The organism is Orbus sasakiae (assembly GCF_039542345.1).
In the GTDB taxonomy this organism is placed as follows: domain Bacteria; phylum Pseudomonadota; class Gammaproteobacteria; order Enterobacterales; family Orbaceae; genus Orbus; species Orbus sasakiae.
In genome coordinates this window covers 107,916-129,078 of record NZ_BAABHY010000005.1, presented here as the reverse complement: position 1 = coordinate 129,078, position 21,163 = coordinate 107,916, and the positions used below count along the sequence as shown (strand labels likewise).

Sequence of the window (21,163 nt, the reverse complement as noted above, 5' to 3'; positions counted from 1 at the left end):
ATAAGCCACAATCTGATTATCGAGAGATTGTGTTTAAAAGCGTACTGGGGTTGATAACCGATTTTCGCTGAATCATATCACCCTAGTTATGCGCCATACCAATAACCAGAATATAAAAGAGGGGAAAGTATGAAAATCGCGTTTGATGTTGATGTACTGGCAAAACAGATGTCAATTACCGATATGGTGCATCGGGTTGCTGACTGGGGTTATAAATACATTGAGCAATCGCCTCACCCACGGATTAACCCATTTTATAAACACCCACTATTTTCAAAAGAGTGCCAAACCGAGTATCAACGAGCATTAAATAAAACCGGCGTTGAGTTATCTTCCCTCATCGTTGTATATCGTTGGAGTGGCCCAACCGAGGAACAGCGGCAGCATGCCGTCGCTAATTGGAAACGTATCATTGAAATTGCCGCCGATCTGGGCGTACAGGTGATTAATACCGAACTATCGGGTGATCCAAATTTACCTGAAATGTGTAATGGCATGTGGTTTCGGTCGATGGAAGAATTACTCCCGCTATTTGAAAAAGCGGGTATTCGTTGTGAAGTGCAAAGCCATCCATTCGATTTTTGTGAGCTCAATGATGAAACCGTCGATATGGTGAAATCATTTCGTAGTGATCACTTAACCTATGTGTACTCAAGCCCACATGGGTTCTTTTATGATCAAGGTAAAGGCGATGTGCGGCATATGCTTGAATATGCAGGCGATTCGTTATCGCATGTGCTCTTTGCGGATACGTATAATCAAACTAAAGATTGCCGTTATATTATCAACCCGCCGACGTTAAATCGTATGGGATGTTGTAATACTACCGTGCATCAGCATTTAGCCATGGGGGAAGGGGACGTTGATTTTGACGGTATTTTTGAAACACTGCGTAAAATGGATTTTGCAAATCGTACCTTTAAAATTGGCGGCGAATCGATTGCGTGTGTCTCTTATTTTGGTTTCCCCGAAAAAATGGATGTGCAAGCACCTGCTGCACGTGAACGAATTGAGCGTGAACTCTTAGGCAAGTGATCATTTTGCCGGCAGCAGTCCTATCTGCTGCCTTTTTTATTCGCTATTTTTAATGGCCATGACATGTTTAGTTTTCCCCATACTTATCCGTTCATCATTCAATCCGGTAGCTTTGGCTTAACGTATACCTATTACACGGTTTGGATATCCCATGCTCATTAAGTAAAAAATGCGGCCAAGGCCGCACTGAAGATTGATCTTAATGATAGGATGACATTATTGATATTTTTCTTTTAAGTAGTGTTCAATCTGTTCTAAACTGCGCCCTTTTGTTTCGGGGACAAAACGTACCATAAACAATGAACCAATGGTGGCAATACACGCAAAAATGAAATACGTCCCTGCAATGCCTGCAATATCTAACAATGAAGGGAAAATTAACGCCACACTAAAATTGGTACACCATAAAGTAAAGACAGCAATACCCGCACATAAACCACGCACTTTCATTGGGAACATTTCTGATACCAGCAACCACATGACCGGAGCTAAAGCCCCTTGCTGAGCACATAAAAACAGTAACATTCCCGCAAGAACAAGATAACTTCTCATAATATTCACATCACCGGACGCTGTTAATTCGGGAATAAAAAACCCTACTATTGCAATAAAAAATAGGGCTATGGTGCAGCCAATCTGGCCAATCAGTGCCATCGTGCGCCGGCCGACAAAACCCAATAACCAAATACCAACTAGTGTCATAATCACCGATATAACACCATTAGCAATAGTGGCAAATAAGGCTGCATCAGAGCTCATGCCCGCTGATTGTAAAATAGTGGGGGCATAATACATGATGGCATTCACGCCAGTGAGTTGTTGGAACATCACAAAAATAACACCAATAAGAAACACTTTTAAGATCCAGGGCGTCGCAAGATCTTTAATGCCCCCTCGGCATTTTTTTTCATCGGCAACGGTCTCTTCGATTTCAAGCAGTTCCCACTGAGCATCCTCTTCGGAACGGATTTTAAGTAACACTTCACGCGCTTTGGCTAATTTACCGTTTAACGCATACCAACGTGGTGAATCAGGCATAAAAAGCATGCCAAACCATAAAATAATAGCGGGTAATGTCGCTATAATGAGCATCCATCGCCAACTGTTTTCGCCGCCAAAGATTTCGTGCAATGTAAAGTTCGAGATATACGCGATCAATTGACCACTGACGATCATCAACTCTTGCAATGTAACAAGCTGACCACGTCGGTTTGCAGGCGCCATTTCGGCAATATAAACCGGTACAACGGCGGCGACACCGCCAACCCCTAAGCCAAGGATGATACGGAAAAACACCATCTGTGGAACACTCGTGGCTAATGATGAACCGACTTCACCAATAATAAATGCGCTTGCCAGTAATAAAATAATTTTACGCCGGCCGATTTTATCTGCGATACGACCCGATGCGAGTGCGCCAAATGCAGCGCCAAATAGCAGGGAGCTGGTGATCATGCCCGTTGTGACAGAATTGAGCTGTAGTTCGGTTTTCATAAACAGTAGTGCGCCAGCGATCACACCGGTGTCGTAGCCGAATAATAAACCGCCGAGTGTTGCAAATAAAACGACTAGCTTGGTAAAAGGTTCTATTTTAGTTTTACTATTTGGACCGGATGCCGTATTGGTCGAGATATAATTTTCCATGTTTAGCCCTTTCGTGTTCGTAGTAATTATTAATGTTGCATTAAAATCTATTCCTGTTAAATCTGTCATAAGCGCTATCATTTTGGATGAAAGAAGCAGAAAAATTAAATACAAAATATGAATTTCGCGAAGGGCTTCACCGAATTATATTTAAAAGCAAATAATATATGATTTAGTTCACAAAACCCTCAATATAAGATTGATTCTGTTTTTCAATAACAACCTCAGATAAAATAATTATTTATAAATTTCATTTAGTTATGTTTTATGTGAACACATCGTATTACATAGCTAGCGTGGTTTTTATTGTTTTAAAAAGACAGTCATAACGGTTTTTTTAGGCCAATAAACGTGTCGGTGGTGAGACATTCATGTATGGGGTTCGGGCAACATTGACTCAATCTGGCTTTGGTGGCTTGTGCTATTTTGTGACCGCTTTCGAAAAAATTAAATTTAAGTCGTAAATCCCTATTTATCAATCGCACAAAATCGTATATTTGTCCATGAGTTGAATATAAATCTTTAAAAAATCAAAACGATAAATTTAAAATGAAAACACAAAAAAGGATTACTTTTTACGTTAATGTACCTTAAATTAATGATAAGTTTTACCTACCTAAGGAGAACAGAATGCTAATCGATATCAAATATCCTAGCCAACCGACAACAAGCTTTAAAAGCAAACCACAGCTACTGTTTGTTTGTCAGGCACAAGGTGAAGCCGATGCTATTCCACGTGTTATGCATAGCCACAGTGACCGATTAGAAATCATGTTTATTTATGAAGGGACAGGTAATTATATTATTGGCGGTGAATTTTACAGTGTTAAAAAAGGCGATATTCTGATTTTTAATGCCAGTAATATTCACGATGAGCAGCCGCTACCAAGTCATGATTTACAGTTGTGGTATCACTCACCTTAAACTCAATGAGTTACCCTTAAATCACCTCATTGCAAAAACTCAACAACCTGTTGCCAATGCGGGTATTTATACAGAACAAATCAAACAAATATTTGACTCGTTGATCTTACATGCGACGCAAACACAAGCGATCCACGCCGAAATCATCCATTATATCACCTTAAATTTATTACTGACCGTTTGCCACCTTTTTGAGGAACGTCAGCAACACCTGAGTGATAAAAAAATCACGTTAGGGCAACGTATTAAAGAGTTTTTAGACAAATACTATCTCGAACAAATTGATATTGCCTCGATTAGCCATGCGTTAAACGTTAATCGTTATTATCTTTCTCACTCTTTTAAAGCTTTCTCGGGCTATTCGCCTAAACAATACATCATTCGGCGCCGATTAGGCGAAGCACAATCACTCCTACTGAATACTGACGATAGTGTCGCTAAAATCGCTAGCAAAGTTGGTTACAGTAATGTGAATAATTTCCATGATATTTTTGAGAAAGTCATTGGTATGTCGCCAGGTAAATATAAAAAATTGTGGCTAAATAAATTATCAAGTTAAAAAAATTATTAAAATACAATTAAATAAGGGGGTAACATGACAGTAAGAATCGGTGTTATTGGTGTAGGGATGATCGGCCAAGATCATATTCGGCGTTGTACCCAAGTGTTAAATGGCTGTCAGATTGTTGCAGCGTCAGACATCAATGTGCAATCAGTGCAAAAGGTCTTTGATCAATATCAGATAACGGGTAAAGCGTATGATAATGGACATGATGTGATCGCATCGCCTGAGGTGGATGCCATTTTAGTTACCTCATCTGGTCCTACACATGAAGAGTATGTCTTAGCGGCGATCAAAGCTGGCAAACCGGTATTTTGCGAAAAACCGTTAGCGGTCACTGCGCAAGGCTGTGAACGGATTGTTAAAGCTGAAATGGCAGCCGGTAAACGATTGGTTCAAGTGGGGTTTATGCGTTCATTTGATGCCTGCTATCGAAAATTAAAAACCACATTATCCAGCGGTCAACTTGGTGAGCCATTAGTCGTCAAATGTGTTCATCATAATGCTGAAGTGGGTGATAGTTATACCACCGACATGGGGGTAACCGACAGTATGGTGCATGAGTTCGATATTATACGCTGGCTACTTAATGATGATTATCACTCGATTCAAGTTGTCTCACCACGTCGAACTAAACATGCGCATCATGGTGTGCAAGATCCACAAATGGTACTCCTCAAAACCAAAAAAGGTGTTCTTATCACCATTGATCTGTTTGTGAATTGTCAATATGGCTATGACATCCGTTGTGATGTGGTGTGTGAAGACGGTATTGCTTATATGCCATCACCATTACAAGTACCAGTACGTACTCGTGGTCAATTGAGTGAGCATGTTAATGCCGATTGGCGAGAACGTTTTATTGTGGCTTACGATATTGAATTGCAATCATTTGTTGATAATGCCAAACAGCAACGCGTCGAGGGGCCATCAGCTTGGGATGGTTTTGTCGCTTCAACAACCGCGGCGGCGGGCATGGTGGCATTAACCAGTGGTCAAATAACACCTGTTGATATTCCGGATTGCCCCGCTTTTTATCGTAAAGCTTAATCATTTGAATATAAGGACAATCATTATGAAACTTGCATTATGTACAGATGTATTAGCCGCATTACCTTATCCGCAGATGCTTGATAAAGTCAAAGCATACGGTATTGATGCGGTCGAGATGACGGCGGGTGGCTGGGCAAGTTGCCCCCATGTGAAAACCGCTGAGCTGTTATCTGATTCTAAAAAATTAGTGGCATTTAAAGCTGAACTTGAGCAACGCGGCATGACGATTGCGGCTTTAAACTGTTCGGGGAATCCCTTAGCTCCGGGGGCAATGGGAGCATTACACACTAAAACCGCTTATCAAACCGTTGAACTGGCGGGCAAATTGGGCGTTAAAAAAATTGTCATGATGAGTGGCTTACCCGGTGGTGGGCCTGATGATAAAGTGCCAAATTGGATTACATCAACCGTTTCATGGCCTGATTATATGCCGGGTGTGATTGATTACCAATGGAACCAAGTCGCGATTCCATGGTGGAAAGCATTTGCCAAGCATGCTGAGCAACACGACGTGCAGCAAATTGCATTAGAAGAGTTCCCCTGCCAGCTTGTTTATAATCCTTCAACGTTATTACGTTTACGTGAGGCCGTTGGTGAGATTATCGGGATGAATCTCGATCCTTCACATTTGATGATTATGGGCGCTGATCCAATCGCCGGAATACGCAAACTTGAAGGCGCCATTTATCACGTACATGGTAAAGATGCCCGTATTGAGCGAGGTCTTGCCGATATTGATGGTTTGCTTGAATATAAACCCGTGACAGATACCAAAAACCGCACATGGAATTACGTGGCCGTTGGCTGTGGTAAAGATTTACAGTGGTGGAAGGAGTTTTTTTCTGTGCTAAGTATGACGGGTTATGACGGCTATGTGTCGTTAGAGATGGAAGATTTAACCATGAGTGTTGAAGCAGGTTTAAAAACGTCGATTGATGCGCTATTAGCCACCATCAGTCAATAATCATCATATCGTGGTTATACACCACCGGCGAATACCGGTGGTTTTTTTATGTGTATTGACTGATTTTAACGAATTAAGTTATACCTTGTTTGTTTAATGATGATAAAAACTGTTTTAAGATATGTTGGCCAAGCATCGTATAAACCACGTTAAAACGAATCCACGAATTGGTTTGATGCGTTGGGCTAAAGAGCCGTCCATGTGCAAAAACGATGCCTTTATTTTTGGCTAATTCTGTTAATTTTTCTGAATCGACTTGGCGATTTTTAGGTCGAGCATAGACATAATACCCCGTCTCTGGGCGTGCAAATAACTCCCAACCCAGTGACGTTAAAAGTTGAGCGGTGATACTGTGTGCTTGGGCCAGTTTTTTACCCAGTTTTTCAATGTGTTTGGCGTAGTGACCTGCCCGTAAAATCGATAATATCACGCGTTCAGATAACTCGGTTGAGGTTAAACTGGTCATCATTTTATAATGCACCAACTTTTCTAATAACTGTTGATTGGCAACAATATAACCCACGCGCAAATTGGGCTGTAGGGTTTTACAAAAACTGCGGATATGAATCACCTGATCCAAGCCCGCCATGGAGACTAATGTGACACTATTGGCAGGCATCAAATCACCAGAGACGTTATCCTCAATGATTTTAATATTATACTTTTCTGTCAAACGAAGTACTTTATAAGCATTATCAAGGCTTAAGCTTGCCCCAGTGGGATTTTGTAACCAAGGATTGGTAAAATAGAAACGTGGCTTTTCTTGCTTAATTAAACGTTCCATTTGTTCAATATCAGGGCCATTACTGTGCCAAGGAATGCCAACCAATTTCATTCGTTTGTAGCGCAATGACGATAAAAAATTACAGTAGCCTGGATCATCAACTAACACAGCCTCGCCAGGTCTTAATAGCGTGCTTGAAATGATATCCAGCGCTGAACTTGCGCCTTGGGTGATTAAGATATTATTGGGCGCTGCATGGATCATATAGTTTGCTAAATGGCTGCATAATTGTTGTCGTAACGGTAAATAACCATACGGCTCACCATAACCGCTTTGACTGATATCTTGTTTTGCAATATCTCGTAGCACTTTGGCAATTTCATCTTGTGGATACCAATCGGGCGGTAGCCAACCACAACTAAAATGCGTGTATTTATTGGCTTGATCGAAAATATTGGTTAATAGCCAGTAATCATCGATCGGTAGATCAACCAATGACGGCTCGGGTAATGGTTCAATCGGCTTTGAGTGAGACGCGGCAACAAAATAACCGGAGCGGTCTTTTGCATAAATTAATCCAGCGGCAGCCAGTCGATTATAGGCTTCGGTAATGGTAAATGTGCTTACTTGGTATAGTTGGGCACACTGTCGAACTGATGGTAATTTGGTTTCAGCAGGCCATTTTTTGTCGGTAATCGCTTGACTAAAAGCCGTAACCAGTCGTTCCACTAATGTGGTATGACTGTGGTTGAGGTCTAACACAAAAATATTTTTCATATTATGACACCTTGTGATTTTCGTCGTACCAGACAATACAGTTCAAATTTGTTATTTTAAGTTAAAAAATTTATTATTAAAAATCAATTAATTAAATTTAAATCTGTATTGGTGTATTTACCTAACAGATTCCCATGAAAAAACGCGTCTGTCTATACTCATGATAATAAAAAAACACCATAATACTCAGCAAGACAGCAAAGTTAAACGTCTTAAGGCCGGTCTGGAACGACAATCAGTTTAGGCAATGCGGCACACGAGTATGACAAATATTAACGTTGTGGTTTATCGCAAAGTTGGTGAACCATTCATCATATGATAGGGAGTGACTCATGAAAACATTACAGTATTTTTCTGATGGTAAATGGCTAGATTCGACAACAAATAAATTTATGGATGTTTATAATCCAAGCACGGGTGAAGTGCTGGCCAAAGCGCCATGCTGTACCAAAGATGAAGTTGAAGCTGCCATTGCTGCTGCTAAAAAAGCGTTCCCTGCATGGGCAAATACGCCGGTTACAAGGCGAGCGCAGATTATGTTTAAAGTTCGTGAGTTAATTGAAGCTAACTTAGAACGCTTAACCCATTTGTGTGCCATGGAAAATGGTAAAGCACTCGGGGATGCGTTAGGTGATGTGTTAAAAGCGAAAGAAGGCACTGAAGTTGCAAGCGGTATGCCATCGCTAATGATGGGGGAAAGCGTCATGGACATTTCAACCGGTGTCGATACGGTGTTATACCGTGAACCGATTGGTGTGTTTGCTGGCATTGTACCTTTTAACTTTCCGGCGATGATTCCAATGGGGTGGATGGCGCCAACATGTATCGCAGCGGGGAACACGATGGTTATCAAAGCAGCCAGCTTTACCCCAATGACCTGCATGGAGATTGCTAAATTATACCAACAGGCGGGCGTACCTGATGGCGTCCTCAATATTGTCACTTGTTCGCGTAATGAAGCCGATCTGTTCTTAACTCATCCGGATATCCGTGGTGTGTCATTTGTTGGCTCAACCTCGGTAGGGTTACACGTTTATTCAAAAGCTGCAGCACATGGCAAACGCGTGCAAGCATTATGTGAAGCAAAAAATCATGCGTTGGTTTTGGAAGATGCGCCGATTGAACGTACTGCCGCAGGGATTATTAATGCATCATTCGGGTGTGCGGGTGAACGTTGCATGGCATTACCTGTTATTGTTGTGCAAGAGAGTATTGCCGATGCTTTAGTTGATGCGATAGTGAAACAAGCCAAACAGCTTAAAGTTGGGCCTGGATATGAAAAAGGCGTTGATATGGGGCCTGTTGTTACCGCTGCTCACAAGAAGTTTGTTATTGATTGGATTAATAAAGGGATTGAAGAGGGGGCTAAAGTCGTACTTGATGGCCGAAACATTTCGGTTAAAGGTTATGAAGGCGGTTTCTACGTTGGACCTACCATTTTAGACCATATCACAGAAGATATGACGGTCGGTGCACAAGAGATCTTTGGGCCTGTATTGTGCATTAAACGTGTTAAAGATTTTGATGAAGGTTTGGCCATTATGAATAATAATGAATTTGCTAATGGTTCAGTTATCTTCACACAAAATGGCTATTATGCTCGTGAATTCCAAAAACGTACCGATGGTGGTATGGTGGGGATTAACGTTGGCATACCCGTACCCGTTGGCGTGTTCCCATTCTCTGGGCATAAACGTTCATTCTTTGGTGATTTACACTGCTTAGGCAAAGATGGCATGCGTTTTTATACCGAAAGCAAATGTGTGACAACCCGTTGGTTTGACGAACATGAGATCAAAAAGACCAAAGTTGACTCATGGGATGGTACTATTTAGTCCAAGGATTCACAGCGTTTCATGATGTGTTGTTAAAAAAGCCGCTAAATTATGGTTTAGCGGCTTTATTATGATGATAATTATGAAAAAAAACCGCCAAGATTGACGGTTTAGCGGTACAATAGGCACACTATATATTTACGTTTAGATAAAAATGTTAAAACGAAAAGTCAAATACAGTGTATCAATTGTAAACCGACTGACTGTGTTGATGCTGTTTTTAGGGGCAATTGCATTAATTGCCTTATCAATCTCGGTACGTATCGCCAATGATACGAAAGGTAGCGCCTATATGATTAACCAATTAGGCCTGCTTCGTATGAAGAATTACCAGTTATTGTCGATGGTACCACTCGAACAAAGCCAATATTTCCGCTTAGATTTATTTGCGAATATTCCGTTGTCGTCTGAATATACTCAGTTACTCAATCGCTATGAATTACTGGATGAATTTAATCAGCTACAAGCACATTGGAATGATGAATTAGTCCCCCACATTAAACAGGCTCAGTCCATTGAGCGGATTCGCGACAAGATTAATGACTACGTATTACTGATCGATAATTTAGTGCATGGCATTGATCAGAAAACAGAACGCCAGTTAGTCTCAATTTCACGTTTACAAATTCTGTTTATGGTTGTGATTGTGTTGTTTTTAGTGACTCAAATGTACTATTTGCGTAAGCACCTACTAGCACCATGGAAAAAACTGATTCGTATGGCGGAGGGGGTGTCACAGCATAACTTCACAGAGCGTTTTAATATTCGACGTAAGCAAGATGAGTTTGATATTTTAGGGTTGGCATTTAATAAAATGTCCGAACAACTTGAATCACAATATCTATTGCTTGAAGAGCGAGTTAATGAAAAAACCGCTGAGCTACAACATAAAAATAGTATTGTTTCATTTTTGTATCAGGCAACCAAACAATTACATACCACCAAACCCCTGTGCGAGCGGTTTTTAGTGATTTTACATCAGCTTGAAGCACTCACACCGTTAAACCAATTTCAGATGCGATTTTATGAAACCGATGATCTCGAGCGTTATCAAGAAATTGGTTATGATAAACAGCAAAAGTTACCCGATTGTCAAAATCCAACGTGTTCTGCGTGCTTGATTCCATCTAAACCGTATCATAAAGGCGGCCGTTCGCGTTACTGGTACTTGCAAGATGAGAATGAAAAATATGGTTTACTGTTTGCGATTTTGCCGTCGGATGCCGCATTGACGGATGAACAAGAGAACTTAATTGCAGGATTGGTTGAGCAAATGACCATGGCGATTGCGCTAGATCGACAGATTGAACGGCAAAAACAGTACTTATTAATGAAAGAGCGGTCAGCCATGGCAAGAGAGTTACATGATTCGATCGCACAATCGTTATCCTGCCTTAAAATTCATACGAGCTGTTTACAAATGCAAGCGGACCTTTCTTCCCAAGAAAGTGAAGCGTTACTGAATACCATGCGTAAAGAAATTAACATCGCTTATTCACAACTCCGTGAATTGATTACCTCTTTTCGCCTACAGCTTAACCAAACAGGATTTTATGCCAGTTTACAAGAGTTGGTAAAAGAGTTTGAACGTAAGTTAAATTTCCCTATTACATTTAACTACCAATTACCGCTCAATATGATTAACAGTAAATATGCCATTCATTTATTGCAGATCATCCGTGAAGCGTTAAATAATATCTACAAACATGCTAAAGCAACGCAGGTTAAGATTGATTTAACGTTGGCTGAGCATCAGGTGATTACAGTGAGTATTGAAGATAATGGTATTGGTATTCAAAATCATCATCAAAAAGAGAACCATTATGGTTTGATTATTATGCAAGATCGTGCTGAGTTATTAAATAGTAATTTGGTGGTTGAAAGCATACCATCTCAAGGGACTAAAATTATTATCACCTTTAAAAATAACCGTGATATTCCGTTTATTGCGATTGAGAGTTAACGATATGGAACACTATAAAACAACAATATTGCTGATTGATGATCATCCTATGTTACGTAATGGGGTTAAGCAACTGATTAATACTATGCCAGACTTTCAGGTCGTTGGGGAAACAGGGCATGGTAATGAAGGGATCACACTGGCAGAACAACTTGAACCCGATATTATATTACTCGATATTAATATGAATGATGTTAATGGACTGGATATTTTGCGCCATTTGCGTGCTAAAAATATCTCAAGTCGCATTATCATGTTCACGGTTTCAGATGATCGTGAAGATATCATTACAGCCTTGAAAACCGGTGCTGATGGTTACTTATTAAAAGATATGGAACCTGAGGATTTTTTAAAATCACTGCAAGAGGTTATGAACGGTAAATTGATGATGGATGGCCCGGTATCACACATTATTCTTAATTACATGCGTGGTGAAGAACAAACCACTAACCAAACCCATGATGTTCAACTCTTAACCCCTCGTGAATATGAAATTTTTAATTTGTTAGTGCAAGGTTTATCAAATAAGTTGATCGCTAAAGAGCTCGATATTGTGGAAAGTACCGTTAAAGTGCACGTAAAAAGTATATTCAAAAAATTGAATTTTAAATCACGAATGGAAATGACAGTTTGGTATTTGCAGTCAGGTAATAAGGCTTAGTGTGATAAGCCGTATTGTTTGTTTACAAAAACGGGTCAATCTTTGATTTACCCGTTGTGATATTAATGACCTGAAAACCAATTCAGTTTTTTGCGCAAGGCCACAACCGGCCCAACGATAATGAGACTTGGACTACAGGCTTGCAGTGCTAAATCAGGTAAGTTTTCCAGTACACCACTAAACACTTTCTGTTTGGTCGTCGTACCTTCTTCAACAATCGCAACCGGCGTTTGAATGTCCATGCCATGTGTCAGTAACTGTTTTTGGATATTTGCTGCTTGTGATAATCCCATATAAAACACCAGCGTCTGTTTTTCAGTGGCTAAGCATTGCCAGTCGAGATTTGTGCCATCTTTAACATGACCCGTAATTAAGCGCACACTGTTGGCATAGTCGCGATGGGTTAATGGAATGCCACTATAAGCAGAGCAACCTGAAGCCGCGGTAATACCGGGCACAACGGAGAACGGTATATTGGCATCATATAGCGTTTCGAGCTCTTCACCACCGCGGCCAAAGATAAAGGGATCACCGCCTTTTAGGCGAACAACGCGTTTCCCTTTTTTAGCTTGCTCTAATAGAATTTGGTTGATTTGTTCTTGTGGAACGCAATGGAATCCAGCGCGTTTGCCGACAAAAATACGTTCTGCATCACGACGGGTAAGATTCATAATTTCATCAGACACCAATCGGTCATAAACGATGATATCGGCTTGCTGAATTTGCTGTAAGCCTTTTAGGGTTAGCAAACCAGCATCGCCAGGGCCTGCGCCAACTAATACGACTTCACCCCGATCTTCAATCGGTTGATTAAATAGTTCTGCCGTTAACGTTTCAACTTGTTCTGAATCGTTATTTGCTAATGATTGTGCTAAGCGGTCATGCACAAACAGTTTTTCCCAAAAACGGCGACGTTCGGTCATCGTTTGATAAGCATTTTTCACTTTTTGTCGCAAGTAACCCGCATAGTGTGCCAATTGACCTAAATGCTGCGGTAAAATCGCCTCTAGTTTTTCACGTAATAGACGCGCTAAGACCGGCGCTTTACCCGCTGATGATACTGCCACAATAATCGGCGAACGATCGATAATCGATGGCATAATGAAACTCGCTGATTTTGGTGAGTCGACAACATTACAAAAAATACGTTTAGCATCCGCTTGTTGGCTGATTTTTTGGTTAATCGCTTCATCATCTGTGGCGGCAATAACGAGCCATTTATCATCTAATAATGTAGGCTCAAACTCACCTTGTACTAAGGTGACTTGCTGGTGCTGTTGCCAGCATTCAAATTGGCCATTAAATGTTTTTGCATTCACGGTGAGGCGAGCACCCGCTTCAAGTAATAAACGGGCTTTACGTTCAGCAATTTCGCCGCCACCAACTAATAAACACGCTTTATCTTGTAGCTTACAAAATATGGGTAAATAATCCATAATACCTCAGAAGGAACATCTTGTGGGTTGGTACCTGTCACGGTGTATCAGCACCAATGATGGCAGCATGCAGAATAACGGCATGCTTTCACATTGGCCTTGATTGTGATAGGTAACAATCAATATTTAATGAGACTCATTTTGTTTTGGTCGCTCAGCTTTGGGCGTTGAATACCAATAGCCCAAGCCCATAAATAACACCCCAGAAACTAAATTACCTAATGATACCCACAGTAGATTATGTCCAATACCACCTAATGTATAAGCTTCGCTATGATTACCGAACCATGACAGCGCAAAAAGCGTCATATTGGCAACGGAGTGCTCATAACCACACGCAATAAAGGCCAGTAAACACCACCAGATTGCGATGAATTTTGCTGAGCCTTCAACACGGTTTGCCATCCAAATGGCTAAGCACACTAGCCAGTTACACAAAATGCCTCTAAAGAATAATGCGGTAGCTGGTGCTGATGTTTTTGCCAATGCGGCGGTGTGGACTAAACTGGTATCGGTTGATAATAGTGGACTTGCTCCCCAAAAGAACAGTGCCGCTACAAGTATTGATCCTAGCAGGTTACCAAGCCAAGTTTGCGGTAGTACCATCCACATTTGACCTTGCGTTATCGTTTTCGCTTTAACGCCAAACGTTAAAAACATGGTATGACCAGTAAATAATTCTGAACCGGCAATGACCACTAACGTTAATGCGATACCAAATGTGGCCCCCATTACGAGTGGACGGATGCTGGGATCAAGTAAATTACCTAATGTAAAAATTAAGATGATCCCGAGCCCAACATAAGCCCCCGCCATGGCAGAACTAATCCAAAATCCAAATGGATTGGTTTTGGCAAAACGGACTATTCGTGCAGCATTTGCTGCACACTTGTTAATCGTTTCTGTGTACATAGTAGTTATCCTATTAAAAATAACGCTAGTTTGATTGCACTTGGACTACACCATCGTCGTTCACTTTCACGGCATAATGAGGTATAGAGTAGTGTTCATCTTCAAGGCAATAGCCGTCTTTTAAGCGAAAACGTTGTTTTTTAAGTGGACTAGCAACCCAAAGCTCATTTTCATGCTCGGCGACAATTCCACGGGATAAAACACTCGCTTCAGCAAATGGGTCGATATTGCTGATGGCATATAATTCGTCGCTATCATAAGGACGAAAGATAGCAACATGCTTATCACCCACTAAAGCACAGATACCTGTTTCAGGTAAGATTTCATCAAGTTTACAAATTGTTATCCATTGACTCATTGGTTAGCTCCTTACATGACTTTACGTTCTGCAGCAGTCGCAGGGCGATGCTGATCGCGTTCAGGAACGATTTGGACATTTTCATCACGTTGTGGACTGTTGATAAAATGTGCAAATCGGCGTTGATTTTCTGGGTGATCGACGGTTTCTTTCCATTCACACACCACTAATTTACGAATACGAGCAACTTCGCTTTCAAGTTCAGCATTAATGCCTAATTTGTTATCGATAATCACACTACGTAAATAATCAACACCACCTTCTAAGTTTTCGAGCCATACTGACGTACGTTGTAATTTGTCTGCGGTACGAATATAGAACATCATAAAGCGATCGAGATATTGAATCAGCGTCTCTTTATCCAAGTCAGCGGCTAATAAATCAGCATGACGCGGTTTCATCCCACCATTACCACACACATATAAGTTCCAGCCTTTCTCGGTAGCAATGATACCCACATCTTTACCTTGTGCTTCCGCACACTCACGAGTACAGCCTGACACCCCAAATTTCATTTTATGTGGAGTACGAATACCTTTGTAACGGTTTTCTAATTCAACCCCAAAGCCAACACTGTCACCCACACCATAACGGCACCATGTGCTACCTACACAGGTTTTTGCCATACGTAATGCTTTAGCATAAGCATGACCCGTTTCAAAACCGGCTTCGATAAGCGCTTTCCAAATGGCGGGTAAGTCATCTTTTTGTGCACCAAATAGACCAATACGTTGTGAACCGGTAATTTTTGAATAAAGATTATATTTTTGCGCGACTTTACCCACTGCAATTAAGCCTTCAGGGGTAATTTCCCCGCCAGCACTACGCGGAATAATTGAGTAAGTCCCATTTTTTTGAATATTGCCTAAGAAAATATCATTACTGTCTTGTAGTGGTACTAAATCTGGTTTAAGGATGTAGTCATTCCAACATGATGCAAGTAAGGAACCAACGGTTGGTTTACAGACTTCACAACCATAACCTTGACCATGTTTTTTAATGACTTCATCAAAAGATTTAAGCCCTTCGACACGAATTAAATGATAAAGCTCTTGGCGAGAATATTGAAAGTGTTCACATAACGCGTGACTGACTTCAATCCCTTGTTTCGCTAATTCTAAATTCAGAATTTGTGTGACTAGTGGAATACAACCACCACAGCCTGTCCCCGCTTTTGTTTCTGCTTTGATTGCAGCAACAGTGTGGCAACCGGCACTAATGGCATTAACAATTTTTTCTTTTGTGACGTCAAAGCATGAGCAAATTTGTGCGGAATCAGGCAGTGCATCAACTCCCATGGTTGGTTTAGCACCAGCATGAGCAGGTAAAATTAAGGTATCTGGATGATCAGGCAGATCCATATTATTAAGCATAAGTTGCAATAAATTGCTGTAATCAGAGGTATCTCCAACTAGCACGGCACCTAATAATTTTTTGTTATCACATGAAACGACTAATCGTTTATAAACCGGAACACTTTCATCTAAATAGACGTAACTGCGGCAACCTGATGCACGACCTTTTGCATCACCAATACTTCCTACATCAACGCCCATTAGTTTGAGTTTAGCGCTCATGTCTGCGCCTTCAAATTTCGCGTCTTCGCCGTTTAAGTGCGCTAAAGCAACCTGTGCCATTTTATAACCTGGCGCAACTAAACCAAATACACGACCTTGCCATGCAGCACACTCACCGATCGCATAAACATCCGGATCTGACGTTTGGCAGTAATCGTTAACCACAATACCACCGCGTGGTCCAATGTCTAACTCACAGGCTTTTGCCAGTTCATCATGTGGACGGATCCCGGTTGAGAACACAATAAAGTCAACTTCAAGTGCGCTACCATCCGCAAACTGCATCACTTTACCATGCGGTGTATGGATAATTTCTTGGGTGTTTTTACTGGTATGAACACCCACACCCATCTCTTCGATTTTACGGCGTAATTGTTCGCCACCCATAACATCAAGCTGTTCAGCCATTAGCACTGGGGCGAATTCAACAACGTGGGTTTCCATACCCAGATTTTTAACTGCTCCAGCAGCTTCAAGCCCAAGCAGACCGCCACCGACAACGGCACCACTTTTACTTCGGCTTGCACACTCTTTGATGGCATCAAGATCTTCAATCGTTCGATAAACAAAACATTCTGGGCCATCCGAACCTTTAATAGGCGGCACCCAAGGGTAAGATCCTGTTGCAATCACTAACTTATCATAACTGACAATGCGACCCGTTTGAGAATGAACTTCTTTACGTTGGCGATTGATTAAAATAGCACGTTCGCCCATGAGAATATTAACGTGATTTTCTTGATATAATCCTTCACGAACTAATGATAATGCTTCTGCGGTATGCCCTGAAAAATAGGACGAAAGATGTACGCGGTCGTAAGCAACACGTGGTTCCTCACAGAAAATAGTAATATTGAATCGATCAGACTGCATTTTGTCGATTAACTCTTCGACAAAACGGTGCCCAACCATCCCATTACCAATGATAACGAGATTCGTTTTGCTCATAGGAATACTCCAATTGTAATTTTAAATTTATATCTATTTTTTAATTCTAATTTTAATTACCGACATTGTATGAAACCCTGCATAGAATATAATTACTCTTAGGGGTTACTACTTTGGAGGTATTTCCTATAAATTTATACCAAAACAATAGGTTATGTTTTTAAGAAATTTATTCATGTATTTTTTTTACATATTTTTGTTAACAAGATCACTTCATCGATATTTCACAAAGCGGTGTTAGGCTGTTTCTCATGATTTTTTGTACTGAAAAATAAACATCACGATGCGAAAACCTTTATCCCAATATCATCCTATTCTTTACTGGCTACGCGTTTGGCAACGACGTATTGGTCGTTACATGGTCTGGTACTTTGGCTCCCGTAAATTTGCCACACAGCGTCAAATTACACAGCCACTTGCTTATCGCTATAAAAAGCACACCTCAAAGCTGATTCGCCGATTGGGTGAGAGTGATATCCAGTTGCAGTACAATAAGGTGATTAATCTAAAATTAGCGGTTAAACAGCTCACTGGCATCATGATTGAACCTGGACACTATTTTTCATTTTGCCGACTCGTTGGCCGACCCACAACACGTAAAGGTTATGTCGCTGGGATGCAGCTCTCGTTTGGTGAAGCACGCAGTGGAATCGGCGGGGGCATTTGCCAAATCAGTAATTTAATTCACTGGCTGGCTCTGCATTCTGAACTGCAAGTGGTTGAGCGGGCAAATCACAGTTTTGATCCCTTTCCTGATGAAGGGCGTATTTTGCCGTTTGGTTCTGGCGCGGCGATTTTCTATAATTATATTGATTTAGTGTTGTATAATCCAACCCCAAAAACCTTCCAAATCACGTTAAATGTGAGTGAGCACCAACTGGAGGGGGAGCTATTATGCAGTGAACCAAGGCAATACAGTTACCATGTGTATGAGCAGGCTCATGCCTTTACCCGTGAAAATGGTAACACCTACCGTCATAATGAAATATGGCGTGATGTATTAACCAAATACAATGTTGGTGATAGACCTAAATGTTTAAGTTCAACCAAGCTGTATCAAAATCATGTTGTGGTAAAATATCCCGTTGCAGAAGGCGTGATTCAAACCCATGAAAAAAGTTAGTATTCACTTATTTTGTCTTATTTTGGCGCTGTTTTGCACGGCGTTTATGAGTTATGCAAAGCCTAAAGTTATCCGTGTGGTGGTTGCACTGTGCGATAATCAATACCAAAACATTGCCCCTGTACCTACAGCATTGGGGAATGGTCAAGATCCTAAGCATAACTTGTATTGGGGGGCGGCGTATGGTTTTAAAACATTTTTTGCCAAGCAAAAAGAGTGGCAGGTTGTACAGACTCATTCATCACCTAATCCATACATTTTAGATGAGATTATCTACAAGCATCGTACGCAAGATGTTTATATCATTGCTCAAGCTTATAACGGCAAATATATCGATGATACGATCCGCGACTTTATGGCGTACTCTGCATGTCAGCAGCCACTCACTTTTGAGGTTAATCATACGACGATTAATGCTGGTGGACGCGCCGATTTAGTCGTTTATATTGGTCATGATGCGTTAATGGAATGGGCTTGGCAAAACGATTTGCCGGATGATTGGCGTTTTCAAACCCTCGCAAAAGTGCAACAACAGCAACAACAATCCCGTTATGCGGCAGTGTTTGCCTGTCAAAGTCGTCAATACTTTTCCCCAGCGCTATCAGGCACCGGAATCAGTCCATTGATTTTGACCACACAAAATATGGCGCCTGAAGCATACAGTGTACATGCGATGATCGATGGTTGGGTAAATGGATTATCTAAATCACAAATTCGCTACAATGTTGCGGCCAGTTATAGCCAATATCAAAAATTAGCGAAGCCGGCATTAAGTTTGTTTGCTACCGAATATTAGGTGAAGTTTCGTTAAAAAATTATCATAAGGTATAATTCTAGTGTAAAAATCAAGTTTAAAAATTGGTTTAATCAATCTCAATAATAAATTATCAACCTTTTGTTGATTCTTTGAATGATCGTTATATTATTATTCATATCACAATAACGGAGTTTCATAATATGTTAAAAACGATCAATCCTACTCAGACAGCTGCATGGAAGTCATTACAATCACATTTTGAACAAGTCAAAGACACCACGATCAAATCGCTGTTTGCTGATGACCCCAAACGTGCTGAAAAATTCTCACTGACTTTTGAAGATCAAATCTTACTTGATTATTCAAAAAACCGTCTTACTCAGCAGACATTAGATACACTTCAAGCCCTTGCTAAAGAGTGTGGTTTAGCCGATGCGATTAAATCAATGTTCCATGGTGAAAAAATTAACCGTACGGAAGATCGCGCTGTTTTACATATTGCATTACGTAACCTATCGAATACCCCGATTTACGTTGATGGTAAAAACGTGATGGATGATGTCAATGCCGTTTTGGCTAAAATGGAGTCATTTAGCCAGCGAATCATCAGCGGTGAGTGGAAAGGCTATAGCGGAAAAGCAATTACTGACGTAGTCAATATCGGTATCGGTGGTTCAGATCTTGGGCCATTTATGGTGACAGAGGCGCTACGCCCTTATAAAAATCATTTAACCATGCATTTTGTATCGAACATTGATGGTACACAAATGGTTGAAACTTTGAAAAAAGTGAATCCAGAAACGACGCTGTTTTTAGTCGCATCGAAAACCTTTACCACTCAAGAAACAATGACGAATGCACAAAGTGCTCGGGATTGGTTACTCAAATCTGCTAAAGATGACAAAGCCGTTGCTAAACATTTCGTGGCGTTATCGACCAATACCAAAGAAGTCGAAAAATTTGGTATTGATACGGCTAACATGTTTGAGTTCTGGGATTGGGTTGGGGGTCGTTATTCATTATGGTCAGCGATTGGCCTATCGATTGTTCTATCCATCGGTTTTGATAATTTTAAACAGTTACTCGCTGGAGCTCATTCGGTGGATCAGCATTTTGCTCATACTGCACCTGAAAAAAATATTCCCGTAATTTTGGCATTAATTAACTTATGGTATAACAACTTTTTTGATGCGCAAACCGAAGCAATTTTGCCGTATGACCAATATTTACACCGTTTTGCGGCTTACTTCCAACAAGGAAATATGGAGTCAAATGGTAAATATGTGGATCGCAATGGCCATAAAGTTGATTATTCAACGGGTCCTGTGATTTGGGGTGAGCCGGGGACCAATGGTCAACATGCGTTTTATCAGTTGATTCACCAAGGGACAAAATTAATTCCGTGTGACTTTATTGCACCAGCGATTAGCCATAATCCACTCGGTGATCATCACGAAAAACTATTATCTAACTTCTTTGCTCAAACTGAAGCGTTAGCGTTTGGTAAAACCAAACAAGACGTCGAACAAGAGTTTTTAGCCGCTGGCAAAAAATGGGAAGACGTTAAAGATGTGGTGCCATTTAAAGTGTTTGAAGGCAATCGACCAACGAACTCATTTTTAGTGAAAGAGATGACGCCTTATACCTTAGGGGCATTGATTGCGATTTATGAGCATAAAATTTTCACCCAAGGTGTGATTTGGAATATCTTTAGCTTTGACCAATGGGGTGTTGAGTTAGGTAAACAGCTTGCAGGTCGTATTCTACCTGAGCTTGAAAATGACGAATCAATTCATTCTCATGATGTTTCAACCAACCGTTTAATCAATCAGTATAAAACTTGGCGTTAATTGTCGTCGAGAGATAAAAAAAACCGCCAACAGGCGGTTTTTTTATGGGATTAATCGGTT

The 21,163-nt window shown here is 40.8% G+C and carries 17 protein-coding genes; 11 read left to right on the top strand and 6 right to left on the bottom strand.

Going from position 1 to position 21,163, the window contains the following annotated elements; genetic code table 11:
* The first annotated feature begins 129 nt into the window (after positions 1-129).
* Complete coding sequence (locus ABEA36_RS09760; protein ID WP_345491599.1) at positions 130-1,035, top strand: sugar phosphate isomerase/epimerase family protein; 906 nt, start codon at positions 130-132, stop codon at positions 1,033-1,035.
* 216 nt (positions 1,036-1,251) lie between these two features.
* Here the strand turns inward: ABEA36_RS09760 and ABEA36_RS09755 are convergent, their stop codons facing one another.
* Positions 1,252-2,679 carry a sugar porter family MFS transporter gene (locus ABEA36_RS09755; protein WP_345491597.1) on the bottom strand — a complete coding sequence of 476 codons (1,428 nt, stop codon included), beginning with the start codon at positions 2,677-2,679 and terminating at the stop codon, positions 1,252-1,254.
* A 630-nt stretch (positions 2,680-3,309) separates the two neighbouring features.
* Between ABEA36_RS09755 and ABEA36_RS09750 the strand changes: the two genes are divergently transcribed.
* Genes ABEA36_RS09750 through ABEA36_RS09735 form a run of 4 tightly spaced genes read left to right on the top strand, consistent with a single transcriptional unit; the run spans position 3,310 to position 6,182 of the window.
* Positions 3,310-3,603, top strand: coding sequence for a cupin domain-containing protein (locus ABEA36_RS09750; RefSeq protein WP_345491595.1), 294 nt, complete (start codon positions 3,310-3,312; stop codon positions 3,601-3,603).
* Positions 3,551-4,162: a helix-turn-helix transcriptional regulator gene (locus ABEA36_RS09745; protein ID WP_345491593.1), complete on the top strand. Its 612-nt coding sequence runs from the start codon at positions 3,551-3,553 to the stop codon at positions 4,160-4,162. The genes ABEA36_RS09750 and ABEA36_RS09745 overlap by 53 nt, the downstream gene beginning before the upstream one ends.
* A 36-nt stretch (positions 4,163-4,198) precedes the next feature.
* Complete coding sequence (locus ABEA36_RS09740; RefSeq protein WP_345491591.1) at positions 4,199-5,215, top strand: Gfo/Idh/MocA family protein; 1,017 nt, start codon at positions 4,199-4,201, stop codon at positions 5,213-5,215.
* Between the two features lie 25 nt (positions 5,216-5,240).
* Positions 5,241-6,182, top strand: a complete 942-nt coding sequence (locus ABEA36_RS09735) for a sugar phosphate isomerase/epimerase family protein (protein ID WP_345491589.1) — start codon at positions 5,241-5,243, stop codon at positions 6,180-6,182.
* Between the two features lie 73 nt (positions 6,183-6,255).
* On the opposite strand, the gene ABEA36_RS09730 is transcribed toward ABEA36_RS09735, so the two are convergent.
* Positions 6,256-7,683: an aminotransferase-like domain-containing protein gene (locus tag ABEA36_RS09730; RefSeq protein WP_345491587.1), complete on the bottom strand. Its 1,428-nt coding sequence runs from the start codon at positions 7,681-7,683 to the stop codon at positions 6,256-6,258.
* Between the two features lie 332 nt (positions 7,684-8,015).
* Between ABEA36_RS09730 and ABEA36_RS09725 the strand changes: the two genes are divergently transcribed.
* The 3 genes from ABEA36_RS09725 (at position 8,016) to narL (ending at position 12,142) form a co-directional block, all read left to right on the top strand.
* Positions 8,016-9,518, top strand: coding sequence for a CoA-acylating methylmalonate-semialdehyde dehydrogenase (locus tag ABEA36_RS09725; protein WP_345491585.1), 1,503 nt, complete (start codon positions 8,016-8,018; stop codon positions 9,516-9,518).
* A 154-nt stretch (positions 9,519-9,672) separates the two neighbouring features.
* A complete protein-coding gene (narX, locus tag ABEA36_RS09720; RefSeq protein ID WP_345491583.1) occupies positions 9,673-11,481 on the top strand; it encodes a nitrate/nitrite two-component system sensor histidine kinase NarX in 1,809 nt (602 codons plus the stop codon).
* Between the two features lie 4 nt (positions 11,482-11,485).
* Positions 11,486-12,142: a two-component system response regulator NarL gene (gene narL / locus ABEA36_RS09715; RefSeq protein WP_345491581.1), complete on the top strand. Its 657-nt coding sequence runs from the start codon at positions 11,486-11,488 to the stop codon at positions 12,140-12,142.
* 62 nt (positions 12,143-12,204) lie between these two features.
* On the opposite strand, the gene cysG is transcribed toward narL, so the two are convergent.
* The 4 genes from cysG to nirB form a co-directional block, all read right to left on the bottom strand.
* Positions 12,205-13,578, bottom strand: coding sequence for a siroheme synthase CysG (gene cysG, locus ABEA36_RS09710; protein ID WP_345491579.1), 1,374 nt, complete (start codon positions 13,576-13,578; stop codon positions 12,205-12,207).
* 126 nt (positions 13,579-13,704) lie between these two features.
* Complete coding sequence (nirC, locus tag ABEA36_RS09705; RefSeq protein ID WP_345491577.1) at positions 13,705-14,490, bottom strand: nitrite transporter NirC; 786 nt, start codon at positions 14,488-14,490, stop codon at positions 13,705-13,707.
* 25 nt (positions 14,491-14,515) lie between these two features.
* The gene (gene nirD, locus ABEA36_RS09700; RefSeq protein ID WP_345491575.1) at positions 14,516-14,848 is read right to left on the bottom strand and encodes a nitrite reductase small subunit NirD; all 333 of its coding nucleotides are present in this window, start codon (positions 14,846-14,848) and stop codon (positions 14,516-14,518) included.
* Between the two features lie 11 nt (positions 14,849-14,859).
* Positions 14,860-17,373, bottom strand: coding sequence for a nitrite reductase large subunit NirB (gene nirB / locus ABEA36_RS09695; protein ID WP_345491573.1), 2,514 nt, complete (start codon positions 17,371-17,373; stop codon positions 14,860-14,862).
* 283 nt (positions 17,374-17,656) lie between these two features.
* On the opposite strand from nirB, the gene ABEA36_RS09690 reads away from it, so the two are divergent.
* From ABEA36_RS09690 to pgi, 3 genes are all read left to right on the top strand, one after another.
* Positions 17,657-18,496: a VanW family protein gene (locus ABEA36_RS09690; RefSeq protein ID WP_345491570.1), complete on the top strand. Its 840-nt coding sequence runs from the start codon at positions 17,657-17,659 to the stop codon at positions 18,494-18,496.
* A complete protein-coding gene (locus ABEA36_RS09685) occupies positions 18,483-19,292 on the top strand; it encodes a hypothetical protein (RefSeq protein WP_345491568.1) in 810 nt (269 codons plus the stop codon). Before ABEA36_RS09690 ends, ABEA36_RS09685 begins: the two co-directional genes overlap by 14 nt.
* 161 nt (positions 19,293-19,453) lie before the next feature.
* A complete protein-coding gene (gene pgi, locus ABEA36_RS09680; RefSeq protein ID WP_345491566.1) occupies positions 19,454-21,103 on the top strand; it encodes a glucose-6-phosphate isomerase in 1,650 nt (549 codons plus the stop codon).
* Positions 21,104-21,163: the final 60 nt, after the last annotated feature.

Coding starts and splice junctions, on each gene's coding strand:
- ABEA36_RS09760 (WP_345491599.1), top strand. CDS start 130: ATGAAAATCGCGTTTGATGTTGATGTACTGGCAAAACAGATGTCAATT.
- ABEA36_RS09755 (WP_345491597.1), bottom strand. CDS start 2,679: ATGGAAAATTATATCTCGACCAATACGGCATCCGGTCCAAATAGTAAA.
- ABEA36_RS09750 (WP_345491595.1), top strand. CDS start 3,310: ATGCTAATCGATATCAAATATCCTAGCCAACCGACAACAAGCTTTAAA.
- ABEA36_RS09745 (WP_345491593.1), top strand. CDS start 3,551: ATGAGCAGCCGCTACCAAGTCATGATTTACAGTTGTGGTATCACTCAC.
- ABEA36_RS09740 (WP_345491591.1), top strand. CDS start 4,199: ATGACAGTAAGAATCGGTGTTATTGGTGTAGGGATGATCGGCCAAGAT.
- ABEA36_RS09735 (WP_345491589.1), top strand. CDS start 5,241: ATGAAACTTGCATTATGTACAGATGTATTAGCCGCATTACCTTATCCG.
- ABEA36_RS09730 (WP_345491587.1), bottom strand. CDS start 7,683: ATGAAAAATATTTTTGTGTTAGACCTCAACCACAGTCATACCACATTA.
- ABEA36_RS09725 (WP_345491585.1), top strand. CDS start 8,016: ATGAAAACATTACAGTATTTTTCTGATGGTAAATGGCTAGATTCGACA.
- narX (WP_345491583.1), top strand. CDS start 9,673: ATGTTAAAACGAAAAGTCAAATACAGTGTATCAATTGTAAACCGACTG.
- narL (WP_345491581.1), top strand. CDS start 11,486: ATGGAACACTATAAAACAACAATATTGCTGATTGATGATCATCCTATG.
- cysG (WP_345491579.1), bottom strand. CDS start 13,578: ATGGATTATTTACCCATATTTTGTAAGCTACAAGATAAAGCGTGTTTA.
- nirC (WP_345491577.1), bottom strand. CDS start 14,490: ATGTACACAGAAACGATTAACAAGTGTGCAGCAAATGCTGCACGAATA.
- nirD (WP_345491575.1), bottom strand. CDS start 14,848: ATGAGTCAATGGATAACAATTTGTAAACTTGATGAAATCTTACCTGAA.
- nirB (WP_345491573.1), bottom strand. CDS start 17,373: ATGAGCAAAACGAATCTCGTTATCATTGGTAATGGGATGGTTGGGCAC.
- ABEA36_RS09690 (WP_345491570.1), top strand. CDS start 17,657: ATGCGAAAACCTTTATCCCAATATCATCCTATTCTTTACTGGCTACGC.
- ABEA36_RS09685 (WP_345491568.1), top strand. CDS start 18,483: ATGAAAAAAGTTAGTATTCACTTATTTTGTCTTATTTTGGCGCTGTTT.
- pgi (WP_345491566.1), top strand. CDS start 19,454: ATGTTAAAAACGATCAATCCTACTCAGACAGCTGCATGGAAGTCATTA.